This is a genomic window from Serratia quinivorans, from assembly GCF_946227985.1.
Taxonomy (GTDB): Bacteria; Pseudomonadota; Gammaproteobacteria; order Enterobacterales; family Enterobacteriaceae; genus Serratia; species Serratia quinivorans_A.
Map to the genome: position 1 here is coordinate 155,312 of NZ_CAMKGL010000005.1, position 17,008 is coordinate 172,319.

Annotated in this window: 12 protein-coding genes; 6 read left to right on the top strand and 6 right to left on the bottom strand. The window is 55.6% G+C overall.

Going from position 1 to position 17,008, the window contains the following annotated elements:
- Window position 1: 1 nt before the first annotated feature.
- Both OCH02_RS15270 and purL read right to left on the bottom strand, forming a co-directional pair.
- Window positions 2-1,438: a sensor histidine kinase gene (locus OCH02_RS15270; RefSeq protein ID WP_261431954.1), complete on the bottom strand. Its 1,437-nt coding sequence runs from the start codon at window positions 1,436-1,438 to the stop codon at window positions 2-4.
- Window positions 1,439-2,235: 797 nt separating this feature from the next.
- Window positions 2,236-6,126, bottom strand: a complete 3,891-nt coding sequence (purL, locus tag OCH02_RS15275) for a phosphoribosylformylglycinamidine synthase (protein ID WP_261431955.1) — start codon at window positions 6,124-6,126, stop codon at window positions 2,236-2,238.
- Between the two features lie 279 nt (window positions 6,127-6,405).
- Here purL and mltF point away from each other — a divergent pair, with 279 nt between their 5' ends.
- Window positions 6,406-7,866, top strand: a complete 1,461-nt coding sequence (gene mltF, locus OCH02_RS15280) for a membrane-bound lytic murein transglycosylase MltF (protein ID WP_261431956.1) — start codon at window positions 6,406-6,408, stop codon at window positions 7,864-7,866.
- On the opposite strand, the gene tadA is transcribed toward mltF, so the two are convergent.
- Window positions 7,867-8,412 (bottom strand): tRNA adenosine(34) deaminase TadA, encoded by a 546-nt coding sequence (gene tadA, locus OCH02_RS15285; RefSeq protein WP_410001261.1) that lies wholly within the window; start codon window positions 8,410-8,412, stop codon window positions 7,867-7,869. It lies immediately after the preceding gene.
- A 76-nt stretch (window positions 8,413-8,488) separates the two neighbouring features.
- On the opposite strand from tadA, the gene OCH02_RS15290 reads away from it, so the two are divergent.
- The gene (locus OCH02_RS15290) at window positions 8,489-9,541 is read left to right on the top strand and encodes a DUF2157 domain-containing protein (protein ID WP_261431959.1); all 1,053 of its coding nucleotides are present in this window, start codon (window positions 8,489-8,491) and stop codon (window positions 9,539-9,541) included.
- 147 nt (window positions 9,542-9,688) lie between these two features.
- Entirely contained in the window at window positions 9,689-10,840 is a 1,152-nt protein-coding gene (yiaY, locus tag OCH02_RS15295; protein ID WP_261431960.1) for an L-threonine dehydrogenase, read from the top strand.
- A 150-nt stretch (window positions 10,841-10,990) separates the two neighbouring features.
- Here yiaY and yfhb read toward each other — a convergent pair whose 3' ends face one another.
- Genes yfhb through murQ form a run of 3 tightly spaced genes read right to left on the bottom strand, consistent with a single transcriptional unit; the run spans window position 10,991 to window position 13,931 of the window.
- Window positions 10,991-11,647 (bottom strand): phosphatidylglycerophosphatase C, encoded by a 657-nt coding sequence (gene yfhb / locus OCH02_RS15300; protein ID WP_261431961.1) that lies wholly within the window; start codon window positions 11,645-11,647, stop codon window positions 10,991-10,993.
- Window positions 11,648-11,650: 3 nt separating this feature from the next.
- Window positions 11,651-13,018 (bottom strand): PTS transporter subunit EIIC, encoded by a 1,368-nt coding sequence (locus OCH02_RS15305; protein WP_261431962.1) that lies wholly within the window; start codon window positions 13,016-13,018, stop codon window positions 11,651-11,653.
- A gap of 19 nt (window positions 13,019-13,037) precedes the next feature.
- A complete protein-coding gene (gene murQ, locus OCH02_RS15310) occupies window positions 13,038-13,931 on the bottom strand; it encodes an N-acetylmuramic acid 6-phosphate etherase (protein WP_261431963.1) in 894 nt (297 codons plus the stop codon).
- Window positions 13,932-14,105: 174 nt separating this feature from the next.
- Here murQ and OCH02_RS15315 point away from each other — a divergent pair, with 174 nt between their 5' ends.
- The 3 genes from OCH02_RS15315 (at window position 14,106) to OCH02_RS15325 (ending at window position 16,997) form a co-directional block, all read left to right on the top strand.
- Window positions 14,106-14,954 carry a MurR/RpiR family transcriptional regulator gene (locus OCH02_RS15315; RefSeq protein WP_261093226.1) on the top strand — a complete coding sequence of 283 codons (849 nt, stop codon included), beginning with the start codon at window positions 14,106-14,108 and terminating at the stop codon, window positions 14,952-14,954.
- Between the two features lie 135 nt (window positions 14,955-15,089).
- Window positions 15,090-16,628 carry a phosphoethanolamine transferase gene (locus OCH02_RS15320; RefSeq protein ID WP_261431964.1) on the top strand — a complete coding sequence of 513 codons (1,539 nt, stop codon included), beginning with the start codon at window positions 15,090-15,092 and terminating at the stop codon, window positions 16,626-16,628.
- A gap of 108 nt (window positions 16,629-16,736) precedes the next feature.
- Window positions 16,737-16,997, top strand: a complete 261-nt coding sequence (locus OCH02_RS15325) for a YfhL family 4Fe-4S dicluster ferredoxin (protein WP_261431965.1) — start codon at window positions 16,737-16,739, stop codon at window positions 16,995-16,997.
- Window positions 16,998-17,008: the final 11 nt, after the last annotated feature.

A 17,008-nucleotide genomic window follows, 5' to 3' on the forward strand; every position in this document is an offset into this window, starting at 1 on the left:
ATTATTCATTCTCGGCGGTTAATGGCAATTCAATACGGAAGCAGACGTCTGTGCCGGCGACGTCAACCAACTGCAGTTCGCCACGCATGCGGCGGATACAATCCTGCGCAATGCTCAGCCCCAGACCGCTTCCTTTAACTGCCCCTTTTCGCTGGTGACTACCCTGGAAAAAAGGCTCAAAAATCATGGTTCTCTCGGCTTCGGGGATCGGCGTGCCGCTGTTGGCGACATCAATCTGCACCCGTTGCCCAACCTGACGGCTGCGGATCCAAATGTTACCGGATTCCTTGCCGTAGTGCACCGCATTGGAGTAGAGATTATCCAGCACGCGCATTAATAGCGTAGGCTCTGCCCAGCATATTTCCGCATCCAATTGGATCTCGGTGCGGATCAATTTTGCCCGGGCCGGCAAACTGTGTGCCGCCACCACCATTTCGACCATCTCTTCCAGCTCGACATTCTCATGCTCTGCCGGGCCATCGGCCAGTTTGCGGTTGTAATCCAGCAGTTGTTCAATCAGTTGCTGCAGGTGGCGACTGCTGCCGTCGAGAATGGTCACCACCTCTTTTTGATCGGAGGTCAACGGACCGGCCACTTCGTCCGCCAGCAGCTCGGTACCCTCACGCATGCTGGCCAGCGGCGTCTTCAACTCATGCGAGATATGGCGCAGAAACTCATGGCGCTGCGACTCGAGCCACGCCAGACGCTCACTCAACCAAATAATGCGCTGAGCCAGCGAACGCAGTTCACGCGGCCCTTTGAAGGTGTCGGTACTGCCCAATGCTCGCCCTTCACCCAGACGGTTGATCATTCGCTCTACCGCTTTTACCGGGCCGATAATCATCCGGGTGAATAACACCACCAGCATCACGCTGACCAGGAACAGCATCAATGCCTGCCAGCCGAAGAACTGACCGCGCTCGGCAATCGCCTGCTGTAATTGCTGGCCACGAGAGAACACCACGGCGCGCGTGGCCTGCACCATTTCGGCATTGGAACGCGAGAATGACTCCAGCAACGCCGAAGCCTGTGCGTCCGGGCCGCTGCTCTGACATTTAATCGCCGCAAGCTGGGTCAGCAGATCGCGCAAGGTTTGATAATAGCGTTCATCCGGCAGGATCGGCGCGTGGGCATCGAGCATCTGCGAATATTGTTTGCGCTGGTTTTGGTACAACCGCGCCAGGGTGGGATCCACCAGTACGCAATACTGGCGGTAACTGCGTTCCATTTCCAGCGCCACGCTGGTCATTGCCTCACTGCGTCGCGCATCCACCAACGTGGTGCGGTTGATGTCTGCCGCCTGCGCGCTGAGGTGATCCAGGCTCTGGTAAGCCTGATAGGCCAGCACCAGCAGTGGCAGCAGCACCAGCAGGAACGCCATCAGCACCAGTTGGCGCAGCGAGCGGGGAAATAAACGCCATCTTTTCAACGAAATCATCTCACTGTCTCTAGTTGCTTTGATGCTAACCGAGTCGCCGATGAGAGGAAAGCCCGGCGTTCAGCGCAGCGTCAGGAAAATACCGGCAAGTGGGCCTTGGGCAGAAGTTTGCGTTTGGATCTGTTGATAATGAGAGAGGGATAAACAGGACTTTGGCGATTTGACGCTGGGGCAGGACTGCCCCATCGCAAGAATGTGTGGATGCCCTTGAATCTCGTCCCCAGGGTGATGTAGCACCAGGCTGGCATCGAATGGGACGAATAGCATCCGTAAGTATCCGAAATTGATGAACACTCATCACAGTTGGATACAGGCGGTGCCTCACTCCACGTGTCGCCCGATGCTTGATAAAGCGCTTGCGCGTCTGTTATCGGTTTGGTTGGACGATAGGCACCATTTCTTTGGCATCATTCGGAGGCTTATGAGGCAACTATTCCGTCTAAATACGGGGCCGTCATAAATAGTTGAATGAGCAACTGAGCAGAATAATGCACTTAGCGTGCCAACTTTTCAAGTTATTTATAACCAGTTGAAATTAATAAATAAAAAATAAAAACGTCGCCGAATTTATAACATAGGCAGCCTGTCCGGAGAAGAAAAAAACGCCACCCTGTCGCCAAAAACCGACAACTTAAGCCAATTAATTTTCTGACATTATAAATCAATTAGTTAGATGTCTCCTTTTAGAGACAATGGAAATAGCCCCTGTCGCAAAATACCGACAGTCATCGGCGCAGGCAGAACAATAAAAAGGGGCGCAATCTCTTGCGCCCCTCAGGTTACCGCTAAATGCTCGCTTAGCCCAGTTGCTTGCGGGCGTTGCGGAACATGCGCATCCACGGGCTGTCTTCGCCCCACTCTTCCGGATGCCATGAGTTGCTGACGGTGCGGAATACCCGCTCTGGATGCGGCATCATCACCGTCGCGCGGCCATTGCTGCTGGTCACTGCGGTGATCCCGTTCGGTGAACCGTTCGGGTTGGCTGGGTAGGTTTCCGTGACCTGACCGGCATTATCGACAAAGCGCAACGCCACCAGGTTATGGTGCTCCAGCGCCGCCAGATGTGCAGCATCGCGCACCTCGACGTGCCCTTCACCGTGCGAGACGGCGATCGGCATGCGTGAACCCGCCATGCCCTGCATGAACAGCGACGGGCTGGCCGCCACTTCCACCAGGCTGAAGCGCGCTTCAAAACGATCTGACAGATTACGTACGAAACGCGGCCAGTGTTCGGCCCCTGGGATCAGGTCGCGCAGGTTCGACATCATTTGACAACCGTTACACACGCCCAACGCCAGGGTTTGCGGACGGTGGAAGAAGGATTCGAACTCGTCACGCACGCGATCGTTGAACAGAATCGACTTCGCCCAGCCTTCACCGGCGCCCAGTACGTCACCGTACGAGAAGCCACCACAGGCCACCAGCGTATGGAAGTCCTGCAGGTCACGACGGCCTTCCAGCAAATCGCTCATATGCACGTCTACCGCATCAAAACCGGCGCGATGGAAGGCTGCCGCCATCTCTACGTGGGAGTTAACCCCCTGCTCACGCAGCACCGCCACTTTAGGCCGTGCGCCTTTGGCGATGTATGGCGCGGCAATGTCTTCTTCCGGAGCAAAGCTCAGTTTGACGTTCAGGCCAGGATCGCGGTCATCCTGCTTGGCCTGGTGCTCCTGATCGGCACATGCCGGATTATCGCGCAGGCGCTGCATCTGCCAGGTGGTTTCCGCCCACCAGGTGCGCAGCGTCGCGCGGCTTTCGCTGTATACCGTTTTGTCGCCCTGTGTGATCACAAAGCGATCGCCGGCCTGCACGCTGCCGATGTGATGAACATTATCCGTCAGGCCGTGCTGAGCAAATACCTGTTGTACCGCTGCAAGTTGGTCGGCAGTGACCTGGATCACTGCGCCCAACTCTTCGGTGAACAGCGCAGCCAGCGCGTCGTCGCCCAACGCTTTGATATCCACCTGCACGCCGCAGTGGCCGGCAAATGCCATTTCCGCCAATGTGACCAGCAGGCCGCCGTCGGACCGGTCGTGGTAAGCCAGCAGCGCGCGATCGGCCACCAACTGCTGCATGGCATTGAAGAAGCCTGCCAACTGCTCAACGTTACGCACGTCGGCCGGTTTGTCGCCCAGTTGACGATAAACCTGCGCCAGCGCAGTAGCACCCAGCGCGTTATGCCCGTTGCCCAGATCGATCAGCAACAGTGCGCTATCGCCCTTGTCGGTTCGCAGCTGTGGCGTCACGGTGTGGCGGACATCTTCTACGCGAGCGAAACCGGTGATAACCAGAGACAACGGCGACGTCATTTCGCGCTGTTCGTTGCCTTCCTGCCAGCGGGTTTTCATCGACATTGAGTCTTTGCCCACTGGAATAGTGATACCCAGCGCCGGACAAAGTTCTTCGCCCACCGCTTTCACCGCTTCATACAGACCGGCGTCTTCACCCGGGTGACCGGCTGCCGCCATCCAGTTAGCGGAAAGCTTCACGCGTTTGAGCGAACCGATTTCGGTCGCTGCCAGGTTGGTCAGCGCTTCCCCGACCGCCAGACGGCCAGAAGCGGCGAAGTCCAGCAGGGCCACCGGCGCACGTTCGCCGATCGACATCGCTTCACCGTAATAACTGTCCAGGCTGGCAGTGGTAACCGCGCAGTCGGCGACCGGGATCTGCCACGGGCCGACCATCTGATCGCGTGCCACCATACCGGTCACGGTACGGTCACCGATGGTGATCAGGAAGGTTTTCTCTGCAACCGCCGGCAAATGCAACACGCGGTTGACCGCATCATTCAGGGTGATCTCGTCACGCAGCAGCGGCTGACCTTTGGCCTGCAGACGGGTCACGTCACGCGTCATCTTCGGCGTTTTGCCCAGCAGCACGTCCAGCGGCATGTCGATTGGCTGGTTGTCGAAATGGCTGTCGGAAAGCAGCAGATGCTGTTCTTCGGTGGCTTCACCGATCACCGCATAAGGCGCGCGCTCACGGCGGCAAATCTCGTCAAACTGCGCCATCTGTGCCGGTGCAATCGCCATCACATAACGTTCCTGCGATTCATTACACCAGACTTCCAGCGGGCTCATGCCCGGCTCGTCGTTCAGAATATCGCGCAGTTCGAAACGACCACCGCGGCCACCGTCGCTGACCAGTTCAGGCATGGCGTTGGACAAGCCACCGGCGCCGACATCGTGGATAAACAGAATCGGGTTTTGTTCGCCCAACTGCCAGCAGCGGTCAATCACTTCCTGGCAACGACGTTCCATTTCCGGGTTATCGCGCTGTACCGAAGCGAAATCCAGATCGGCATCAGACTGGCCGGAGGCCATAGATGATGCCGCGCCGCCGCCCAGACCGATATTCATCGCCGGGCCGCCCAGCACCACCAGTTTGGCACCGACGGTGATTTCAGCTTTTTGTACGTGGTTGGCACGGATGTTACCGATACCGCCCGCCAGCATGATCGGCTTGTGGTAGCCGCGCAGTTCCACGCCGTTATGGCTGTTGACCTGCTCTTCATAGGTACGGAAGTAACCCACCAGCGCCGGGCGGCCGAATTCGTTGTTGAACGCCGCGCCGCCCAATGGGCCGTCGGTCATGATGTCCAGTGCCGTCACAATGCGGTCTGGCTTGCCGAAATCCTGCTCCCAAGGCTGTTCAAAGCCGGGAATACGCAGGTTGGAAACCGAGAAGCCCACCAGACCGGCCTTGGGTTTGGCACCGCGCCCGGTCGCGCCTTCGTCACGGATCTCACCGCCAGAGCCGGTAGCGGCACCCGGCCATGGGGAGATAGCCGTTGGGTGGTTATGGGTTTCCACCTTCATCAGGATATGAGTGTCTTCCTGATGGTAGTCATACCGGCCGCTTTCCGGTGCGGCGAAGAACCGACCGACCTGCGAGCCTTCCATCACCGCCGCATTGTCTTTATAAGCCGACAGCACGTAATCCGGCGTCTGTTCGAAGGTATTTTTGATCATTTTGAACAGCGACTTCGGTTGCTGTTCGCCGTCGATGACCCAATCGGCGTTGAAGATTTTATGGCGGCAGTGCTCGGAGTTGGCCTGCGCGAACATGTAGAGTTCGATATCCGTCGGGTTGCGCCCCAGACCGGTAAAGGCATTCAGCAGATAGTCGATTTCATCCTCGGCCAGTGCCAGACCCAGCTTGAGGTTGGCCTGCTCCAGCGCGCTGCGCCCTTCCCCCAGCATATCGACAGTCTGGTAAGGTGCCGGCTGATGCTGAGCGAACAGTTGCTCCGCCTGTTGCAGGCTGCTGAAGACGGTTTCCATCATGCGGTCGTGCAACAATACGGCAAGTTGCTGCCATTGGGCTTCGGTCAGCGCCTCTGCCTTGACGTAGAACGCCAGGCCGCGCTCCAGCCGCAATACCTGCTTCAAACCGCAGTTATGAGCGATATCACTGGCTTTGGAAGACCACGGAGAAATGGTACCCGGACGCGGCGTCACCAACAGCAGGCGGCCTTCAGGGGCATGTTCGGCGAGAGAGGGGCCATACTTGAGCAGCCGCGCGAGCTTGGCGTGCTCTTCGGTATTTAGCGGTGCGCTAACATCAGCAAAGTGGACGTACTCGGCGTAAATATCACTGACCGGGAGGTGAGCGTCCTGGCAGCGGGACAGCAGTTTGGTAACACGAAAAGCCGACAAAGCGGGCGAACCACGCAGTATTTCCATAATCAAAGTTCTCTCGTCTTCGAAGCAACTGACTTCAGCACTTCATTGGGCGCAACAGGGGGAAAACGCGCGCCATTATAGAGAATCTACGTCGCCGACGAAACCGTTTGCGTAGCTATTATTGATAAAAGCTCTCCGCCCCCTCGAATTGTCATAACGTGTCAATAAAGTTGCACGCTGGCGTTTTGTTGCGCAAAATGCCCCGGCACTGGTGATTTAACCATAAGAAAAGACGGGTTTGCGCTCGGCAGTGCATGTGTGCCACCACTGGATAACTATTTGAAACGCCTTAAAATAAACTACATTCTAATCGGTGTTGTTACCTTGCTTCTGGCGCTCGCCCTGTGGCCCAATATTACCTGGCGCGGCGGTCAGGGCGGGCAACTCGAAGAGATCAAATCGCGCGGAGAGTTGCGTATCAGTACGCTAAACTCGCCGTTGACCTATTTCACCACCAAGCAGGGGCCAAGCGGTCTCGACTACGAGTTGGCGAAACGCTTTGCTAACTACCTGGGCGTGAAACTGGTGGTGATCCCGCACAAAAACATTAATGACCTGTTTGACGATTTGGACGATGACGATGCCGACCTGTTGGCCGCCGGCCTGATCTACAATCAGGATCGCCTCAGCCGCGCGCGCACCGGGCCGGCTTATTATTCCGTTTCCCAACAGTTGGTTTATCGCCTGGGTACTGCCCGGCCGAAAACCTTTGCTGATATTAAAGGCAAACTGGCGGTGGCCTCCGGCTCGGCACACGTCAGCACCCTGAAACAGCTCAAACAAAGTAAATTCCCGGATCTCAGTTGGGAAGCCTCCAGCGATCTCACCTCGAAAGAGCTGTTGGAGCAGGTGGCCGACGGCAAGCTGGATTACACCCTCGGCGATTCCGTTACTATCGCACTGCTGCAACGCATCCACCCGCAATTAGCGGTAGCCTTCGACGTCACCGATGAAGAACCGGTTACCTGGTATTTGAAACGTGGCAGCGACGACAGCCTGTATGCGGCGATGCTGGACTTCTACAGCCAGATGGTTGATGACGGCACCCTGGCGCGGCTGGAAGAGAAGTACCTCGGCCACGTCGGCAGTTTCGATTATGTCGACACCAAGACCTTTCTGTCTGCCATCGATTCGGTACTGCCGACCTTCCGCTCGCTGTTCGAAAAATATGCCAGCGAGATCGACTGGAAGCTGCTGGCGGCCATTGCCTATCAGGAATCACACTGGAATCCGCAGGCAACCTCACCGACCGGCGTGCGTGGCCTGATGATGCTGACACGAGCCACAGCCGACGGCCTGGGGGTTAACGATCGTCTCGATCCCGAGGAAAGTATTCAGGGCGGTGCCCTCTACCTGCAAAGGCTGATGGCCAAGGTGCCCGACAGCGTGCCGGAAGATGAGCGTATCTGGTTCTCACTGGCGGCCTACAACATGGGCTGGGGCCATATGCTCGATGCCCGTAAGCTGACCAAAATGCAAAAAGGCAATCCGGACAGCTGGGTCGACGTCAAACAGCGTCTGCCGATGCTCAGCCAGAAACGTTACTACCCGCAATTAACCTACGGCTATGCGCGTGGACGCGAAGCCTATAACTACGTGGAAAACATTCGCCGTTATCAGGTCAGCCTGGTGGGTTATTTGCAGGAAAAAGAGAGAAAGGCGGCACAGGAAGCGGCCGAACAGGCTGACCTGGGGAAAGGTTATCCGGCCGTTACGCCGGAACTGGCACTTAATTTCTGATTATTCCGGCTTGTTATCCACATCGCTGCGCTGCGCTTGTTTCAACGCCTTTTGCTGCTCACGGCGCATACGGAAGAAGTTGCTCAGCGTGGCGGCGCACTCCTCGGCCAGCACGCCGGACAGGATCTCCACCTGATGATTCATGCCAGGGTGGCGCAAAATATCCACCAGCGACCCTGCCGCACCGGTTTTAACATCGGCCGCACCGTACACCAACCGGCGAATACGGCTGTGCACCATAGCACCGGCACACATCACACAGGGTTCCAGGGTCACATACAGGGTCGCATTCAGCAGACGGTAGTTCTGTAGCACTGCCCCGCCCTGCCGTAACGCCATGATCTCCGCATGCGCCGTCGGATCGTGGCGGCCAATCGGTCGGTTCCAACCTTCGCCAATCACCTGATTATCCAGCACCAGCAGTGCCCCTACCGGCACTTCACCCTCTTCCTGCGCACGCAGGGCCAACTGCAATGCCTGACGCATCCAGTACTCATCATTATATTCAGTCATTGCATCATTCCTCGTGCACTTTGCGGCGGGCATTATACACAGTACCCCCTTTTGTCGCAGCCACTCGACTATACTGGCCGAATAACGGTGCTTTTCAGGGACAGGGAACATGAAATTCAATAAAAAGAATGCTGCCGTGGTGCGTAAAGCACTGGATGGTTGGGTGGGTGAAGGCGCGCTGACCCCACAACAACAGCAACAGTTGCTGCTGCATGTCGAAGTGCAGCCCTTCGACTGGCGACGACTGGCGCGTTTCGCATTTCTCGCCGCGCTGGCTTCGCTGGTGATAGCCATCAGCAGCCTGTTCGCCGACAGCGAGCTGCTTTACCGCTTGAGCGAACTGTTCCGCTTCGACGCACCGGTGCGCATGATGATAGCAGCCATACTGGCTACCCTTTGCTATATCTGGGCGCTGCGTCGTCGTCGTCGCCATCCGGAAAAACGCTACGGTAATGAGGCAGCGCTGTTCGTCGCCGTGCTGTTTACCGCCAGTGCCCTGTGGCAGATGGGCGTCTGGCTCGATAACGGCAGCGGCCGGGTTTCACTGCTGCTGATATTCGCCGCCCTATTATATGGCGTGATTGGCTGGTTCAGCCGCTCTGGGCTGGTGTGGTGGTTTGCCCTGCTGTCACTCGGCAACGCCTTCGGCGCCGAAACCGGTTATATGTCCGGCTGGGGAGCTTATTGGCTGGGCATGAGTTTCCCGATGCGCTTTATCGCCTTCGGAATGGTCCTGATCGCCGCAGCCTTGCTGTTACGACCGCTGCTCGCCAGCCGCGGGCTGGAACGAGTTTCCCTGGCGATGGGTTTGTTGTATCTGTTTATTGCCCTGTGGTTGCTGTCAATCTTTGGCAACTATGGTGACCTCGACAGTTGGTACAACGCGCGTCAAATAGAGCTGTTGCACTGGAGCCTGTTGTTCGGCCTGGCCGCCGTCGGCTGCATTTGGCTGGGGCTAAAACGTGACGACGGCATGCTGCGCGGGTTCGGCCTGACTTTCCTTGGCATTAACCTCTATACCCGCTTTTTCGAGTTTTTCTGGGGCACGATGCCAAAGGCGATTTTCTTTGTGCTGCTCGGCCTGAGCCTGTGGGCGTTAGGGCACTATGCAGAAAAGATATGGCAACTGGGCCGCAAACCGCACGACCTGACCGATGATTAACATCAGGCCACGTCTGCAGCGCAGCAGACAGCAGGGTGGTTTAAAAGACAACGGGTATACCGCGAAATTGCGATAGATCATAAACGCTTAATAATTAGCGTAGTAATGTTTGAGGCAAGCAATAAAGCTTTTATCAAGGAGTGAGTTATGGCTGCCTCAACTTTCTTTATCCCTTCCGTCAATATGATTGGTTCCGGCTGTCTGGACGAAGCGGCAAAGACCATGAAACAACAGGGACTGCGCCACGCATTGATCGTGACCGACAAAGTGCTGAATAACATTGGCGTGGTCGCCCAGGTGCAACAGTTGCTCGCCGCACAACAGATTGAAAGCTGCGTTTATGACGGCACCCATCCTAACCCGACTACCCTTAACGTGAAACAGGGCCTGGCCCTGCTGCAAGAACACCACTGCGATTGCGTAGTTTCTCTCGGCGGCGGCTCGCCACACGACTGCGCCAAAGGTATCGCGCTGGTCGCAACCAACGGCGGGGAGATCAAGGATTATGAAGGTGTCGATCGCTCTGCCAAACCGCAACTGCCGATGATCGCCATCAACACCACCGCCGGCACCGCCTCCGAAATGACCCGTTTTTGCATCATTACCGATGAAGCACGCCACATCAAAATGGCGATTGTCGATAAACACGTCACCCCAATCCTGTCGGTCAACGATCCGCACCTGATGGCCGGCATGCCAAAAGGACTGACCGCCGCCACCGGGATGGATGCATTAACCCACGCGATTGAAGCCTATGTTTCCAGCGCCGCCAATCCAATTACCGACGCCTGCGCGCTGAAAGCCGTCACCATGATTGCCGAATCGCTGCGCGACGCGGTCGCCGACGGCAGCAATATGCAGGCGCGCGAAAACATGGCCTACGCCCAGTTCCTGGCAGGAATGGCCTTCAACAACGCTTCTCTCGGTTATGTGCACGCCATGGCGCACCAACTTGGCGGTTTCTACGATCTGCCGCATGGGGTATGTAACGCGGTGCTGCTGCCACATGTGCAGGAGTTCAACGCCCGGGTTTGCGCGCCACGGTTAAAAGACATCGCCGTCGCCATGGGGCTGGATGTGAAGCATCTTAACGATCCGCAGGGCGCTGCTGCCTGTATCGCCGCCATTCGTTTGCTGGCGAAAGACGTCGGCATCCCGGCTGGGCTGCTCGATTTAAAAGTGAAAGAACAGGATTTCGCTACGCTGGCGGCCAACGCGTTGAAAGATGCTTGCGGTTTCACCAACCCGATACAAGCCACCCACGAACAGATTGTCGCTATCTTCCGCGCGGCAATGTAATCCATTAAAAACAGTAAAGGGCGGATATCCGCCCTTATACTTCGTTAAAGCCAGTTATTAGGGAGAGCGCCCCTCGGTGCGCTAGGCCCGAGTATCTCCGTCTAACCAACAGCTTTATGATTAAACCAAGGGCGGATATCCGCCCTTTAGTTATTCCAACTGCTGCAGCTCACCCAGCTTACTGACCCGCCAGCGGTGCTCGCAGAAATACAGCAAAGGGTTATCCTGCTTGCTGTCACTGTAGCCGCTGTATAGCTTTAGCGGCGCACCGAGACGCTGTTCCAACTGAGTCACCTTCTGTACGCCCAGGCAACGCAGAGCCAGCACCCAACCGCCGTAACGCCGTACAATACGGCTGCCCACCAGATGGACCTGCGGCAGAAAAGCAGAGTCCTGATACACCTGTTCCACCAGACGCTCCGGCGAACCGGTGATCAGCCATACCTGCGCATCATGCGCTTCGAGGTACTGGCGCAGACGCATTTGCACCACCGGGAAAGCGGTCACCTTATCGCGGAAATAGCTGACAAAGCGCTGTTCCAGCGCCTTTAAGCGGGCCTCCGAGCGACCAAAGGTAATCGACCACAGCAGCACGCTCATCGGCCAGCGGGCGGCACGGCCCATCACCAACAGCGTCAGCCCGACGACCGGCAACAACGGTACCACCAGCAACAGATTCAATGGCAGATGGCGCAACAAGAAACGCAAGAAACTGCCAAACATGTCTTCCTGATGCAGCGTGCCGTCCAGATCAAAGAACACCACACGGCGGCCTTCCGCGGCCTGTTGGCTCTGTTTCTCGCTCAAGCGCTACTCCTCAGGATCGTTGAATCCCATTATCCAGGTGAAAATAAATCCAGCGGCAATGGTAATCACCAGACCCGTCAGATACAACATCACCTTACCCGAGACAATGGTTAACGCCAAAGGTAAACCCGAGATACCGAAGGTGATCACCGTCGCTACTTTCCAGTAGCTGATCAGCGCCCCACCCACAGCACCGCCGAGACACGCGGCGATAAAGGGCCTCCCCAGCGGCAAGGTCACCCCGAAAATCAACGGTTCGCCAATGCCGAGAATACCGACCGGCAATGCCCCCTTGATCACCTTTTTCAGCCGTGCATTACGGGTTTTCATTAATACGGCCAGCGCAGCCCCGACCTGACCGACACCCGCCATCGCCAAAATCGGCAACAGGGGGTTGGAACCCTGTGCCTGCACCAGTTCGACGTGGATCGGCACCAGCCCCTGATGTAAACCGGACAACACCAATGGCAGGAACAGCCCGGACAGCACTGCGCCCACCAGCAGGCCCCCTTTGTCGATCGCCAGGTTAGCGCCGTGGGCGATGGCATCCGAAATATAGCCGCCCAGCGGCTGCAGGATCACAATCGCCAACGATGCGGTCACCAGGGTGGTGATCAGCGGATTGAGGATCAGCTCGATCGACTCCGGCAGCCAATTACGCAGGCGTTTTTCAACCCAGCACATCAACGCCACCACCAGCAACACCGCAATGACCCCACCGCGCCCAGGCTGCAACGCCTCACCGAACAGGGTGATTTGCGCCAACGCCGGGCTGGAAAGGATACCGGCCATGACGCCGCCCATCGCCTGAGAACCGCCAAACACCCTGGCGGCGTTAACCCCGACCAGAATATTCATGATGGCGAACACTGCGCTGCCAAAAATCGCCAGCAGTCCCAGCACGTTGGGGTAATTTAGCGCCAGTTCGCCGGCAATATCCGGCCGTTTCAGCAGGTTGATGATGCCGGTAATCAGGCCGGAGGCGATGAACGCCGGTATCAATGGAATAAAAACATCGGCCAACTTTTTCAGCGCACCGCTCATTGGCGCAGCATACTTTTGTTTGGCTTGTGCCTTGTTACGGGCGACATGATCTCCGCTGGCCACGGCAACCGGTGCGCCGGTGAGCAGTGAACGCATGGCATCGACCACCTTGGCGGCGGCACCCGGCCCGACGATAAACTGGTGCTGTTCACCCTGTTTGATATAGCCTTTAACGCCCGGTAACTGCTTGAGCGCCGTCAGGTCAAGGCGTTGCTCGTCGTTAACCTCGACACGCACTCGTGTCATGCAGTTCTCCAGCCGGAGGATATTTTCCTCGCCACCAATGCCTGCCAGAATCTGTGTCGCCAGTGCCGTTGTCTTGTCCATCGCCCGCCCCAGGTATGGTTTAGCGCGTCAATGCCGCGCGCAAATAGCCGTCATGCTGTTGTAAGCGCTGCTGCGCCTCTTCAGCGTCGATGCCGGCCAGAATCATCAGGATTGCCGGTTTGACTTCAAAACCGGTCTGCGTCAGCGCCGCTTCAGCCTGACTGCGCTCGGCACCGGTGGCTTCCACCACAATGCGGCAGGCGCGATCCACCAGTTTTACGTTGGTGGCCTTCACGTCCACCATCAGGTTTTCATAGACTTTACCCAGTTTGACCATCGCACCGGTCGACAGCATGTTCAGCACCAGTTTCTGCGCGGTGCCGGACTTCAAACGCGTCGAACCTGTCAGGGCTTCCGGCCCCACCACCGGTGAGATTGCCACCTGCGCCTCATGGGCGATCGGCGAATCCGGGTTACAGGAAATCGCCGCCGTCGGACAGCCCAATTGGCGTGCATAGCGCAGCGCACCAATGACATAAGGTGTGCGCCCGGATGCTGCCAGCCCCACCACCATGTCGGTGGCGACCAAATCCAGTGCGACGAGGTCAGCCTCGCCCAGCGCCGCATCATCCTCCGCGCCTTCCACCGCTTTGAGCAGTGCGCCCGGGCCACCGGCAATCAGCCCGATCACCATGCCATGCGGCACGCCGAAGGTCGGCGGACATTCGGAAGCATCCAACACCCCAAGGCGGCCACTGGTGCCGGCCCCCAGATAAATCAGCCGCCCACCGGCCTTCAATGCCGCGGCCGCCAGATCCACCGCTTGTGCGATGGCCGGCAATACTTTTTCAATTGCCTCAGGGACTTTGCGGTCTTCCTGGTTAAAGCAGCTCACCATCTCCAGCGTCGACATCTCATCGAGTCCCATGGTGGCCGGATTGCGGGTTTCGGATACTAATGCGCCCAAGTTCATTTTTTCACCTTTGAATTTTTAATTCACAAACTGAAACCATTATTTGAATATTTTATTCAACAAAGCGAGCGCTTTTTGCTATTTTAGAGACTGGCTCACAAAAAATTTTCACTGCGCGTTTTCGCCATCGTCGTGGCAGAATAGCGTCTGGTTTCCAGGGATATATCAATATCAATGAGTACCCTTCTTCGTATTCGCCAGATGTATCCAACGCTGGCCCAAAATGATCGCAAGCTGGCGGACTTTCTGCTGCATAACGCCGAACAGGCGCGCCATCTCAGCTCGCAAAAGCTGGCCCAACTGGCTGGCATCAGTCAGTCGAGCGTGGTGAAGTTTGCTCAGAAGATGGGTTACAAAGGCTTCCCGGCACTAAAACTGGCGCTGAGCGAAACCCTGGCCCAACCGCAAGCAGAGCCCGTAGTTACAGTACATAATCAGATCCTCAGCAGTGATGCCTTGAAAACCGTCGGTGAAAAACTGTTGGTTGAAAAGCAGGCAGCGCTGCGCGCCACGCTGGACATCAATAGTGAGGAACGCCTGCACCAGGCACTGGAAATGTTGCGTCAGGCTCGAAGGGTTATTTTGCTGGGGATTGGGGCTTCCGGTCTGGTTGCCAAAGACTTCTCCTATAAGTTACTTAAAATTGGCGTGATGGCAGTAGCCGAGCAGGATATGCACGTCCAGTTGGCAACGGTTCAGGCGCTGGACAAGCGGGATTTGCTGTTGGCCATTTCGTTCAGCGGTGAACGACGGGAGATCAACCTGGCGGCGGAAGAAGCCCGCCTGGCCGGCGCTAAAGTACTGGCGTTGACCAGCTTCTCACCGAACGGCCTGCAGCAACGTGCCGACCACTGTTTATACACCATCGCCGAAGAGCCCAACACCCGCAGCGCGGCTATCTCTTCCAGCACCGCTCAATATGCCCTCACCGATCTGCTGTTTATGGCCTTAATTCAGCACGATCTTGATCATGCGCGCGATAGAATAAAACACAGCGAACAATTAGTGAAAAAACTCGTCTGAGTCGTATAATGCCCAGGCCACAAATACCAGGATAAAAAAACACATCTAAAAATAGATGTGTGTGGCGTTTATTGTTTAAATTCCGCCCGGAATTTAAACAGGCATGGACAGCAAGATATTGATAATCGAGTTATTATGAAAACACACACAGCAATTTTAAATAAAACTCACATAATCGCAACATCTCCCGCGACCCGCCATTTTTTGCTTTTTGTTGTCGCTTCGTTGATATTAATAAAAGCTATGGGTTATGGCGGTGCCAAAGGGATTGATATCCTGTTTATTACACTTAGCCTGTTATTATTATCTGCAATCCCCCTCACTCGATATTTTGTGGTTATTCCCTATATCCTATTCTGTGCCATTTATGCCCCCATCGGCGTGATCTACGGCCCACCTTCCGTTCCCGTGGTGTCGGCCCTGTTTCAAACCAACCGGGCGGAAGCCGTCGAATTTCTGCACGCTATACCTGCCGGTTGTTATCTGTTGCCCAGTGCCACACTGCTCACGTTGTTTATTCTTGCTCGCTATAGCTGGCAGCGGTCGCTTCCGGTAAAAAAAACATTGCCATTTTTGGTGGTTTTTATCGTTTTGCTGTTCGCCAGAATACTCAGTGGGGGAGTGGAAAATCTTAAATTAGTGAATTTCTTTTCATCGCTAATTTCTTCATACCAAAGCTACAACCAACAAATGGCAGAAATTGAAGCCAGTACTTTGGCCCACCCTAATTGGGTAGTTGACGCAGGAAATAGCAACCAATCTAACTACGTGATAATCGTTGGCGAAAGCATGCGCAGAGACTATATGTCATTATTCGGTTATCCGACGTCAACCACCCCTTTCCTGGATAAAGTAAACGGAACCTTTTACAGCAATTATATTTCCACTGCACCGAACACGTTCGAATCTTTGCCCAGGACCCTGGCATTGAGCGAGGGGGAAAAAAGTCGTATTGCAAATAACATTATTACGCTGGCGAAAGCTGCTGGGTTACACACTCATTGGTTTTCCAATCAAGGTTTGATTGGCCAATTTGATTCACCGGTTTCCAAAATAGCCATGTTCAGTGATGAACGCCGCTTCCTGAAAAAAGGGGATTTCCAGTCACGTAATACCGATGATGATGAGCTATTACCCCTGCTTCGAGACGCATTGGCTAAAAATGGTCTGGGAAATCTGTATGTTCTGCATATCATGGGATCTCACTCAGACTTTTGCGAACGCCTCGGTGACGAACTTCCCGTTTTCACCAGTGATAACGCTGAGCTAGCTTGTTATCTGTCAACCTACCGCAAGACAGACCGTTTCATCGAGCATGCTTATCAGATGCTGCAAGCGACACACTCCCCATTTAAATTAATCTATTTCTCTGACCACGGTCTTTCCCACCGAGAAATTGACGGTAAACTTTACCTGCGCCATGGCGGCAATAATCGGCAGAATTATGAAGCGCCGCTGCTGGTGCTTTCTGATTCAGACCAACAACGGGCCCTTGTTGAGGATCCGCACAGTGCCTTTGACTTTCTCAGTCTGTTTGCCCAACAGGCGGGGATTACCATTACCCGGCCACAATTGTCTTCAGCGGTAACGGCACAAGGTAATAGGCATGTCTTCAATGGTCAGGAAATGGTTGATTTTGATCAGTTGGCCAACGACCCGCCGGAGTTACTATGACGGCCCGGTTAAGCACATCTGCTGCTACAGGTGAAAAAACGCCCGGAAAAATGGGTTTTATGATAGATTGCGCGCCTGTTCGTGTGCACCGATTAAAAGATAACTGACATGGCACTGCTGATTACCAAGAAATGCATCAACTGCGATATGTGCGAGCCCGAATGCCCAAATCAGGCCATTTCGATGGGTGATAATATCTACCAGATCGATACCAATCGCTGCACCGAATGCGTCGGCCATTATGATGTTCCCACCTGCCAGCAGGTGTGCCCAATCGATAACACTATTGTGGTTGATCCGCAGCACAACGAAACCAACGAACAGCTGTGGGACAAGTTTGTGGTGCTGCACCACGCCGACCGACTCTGACCACGCAGTCA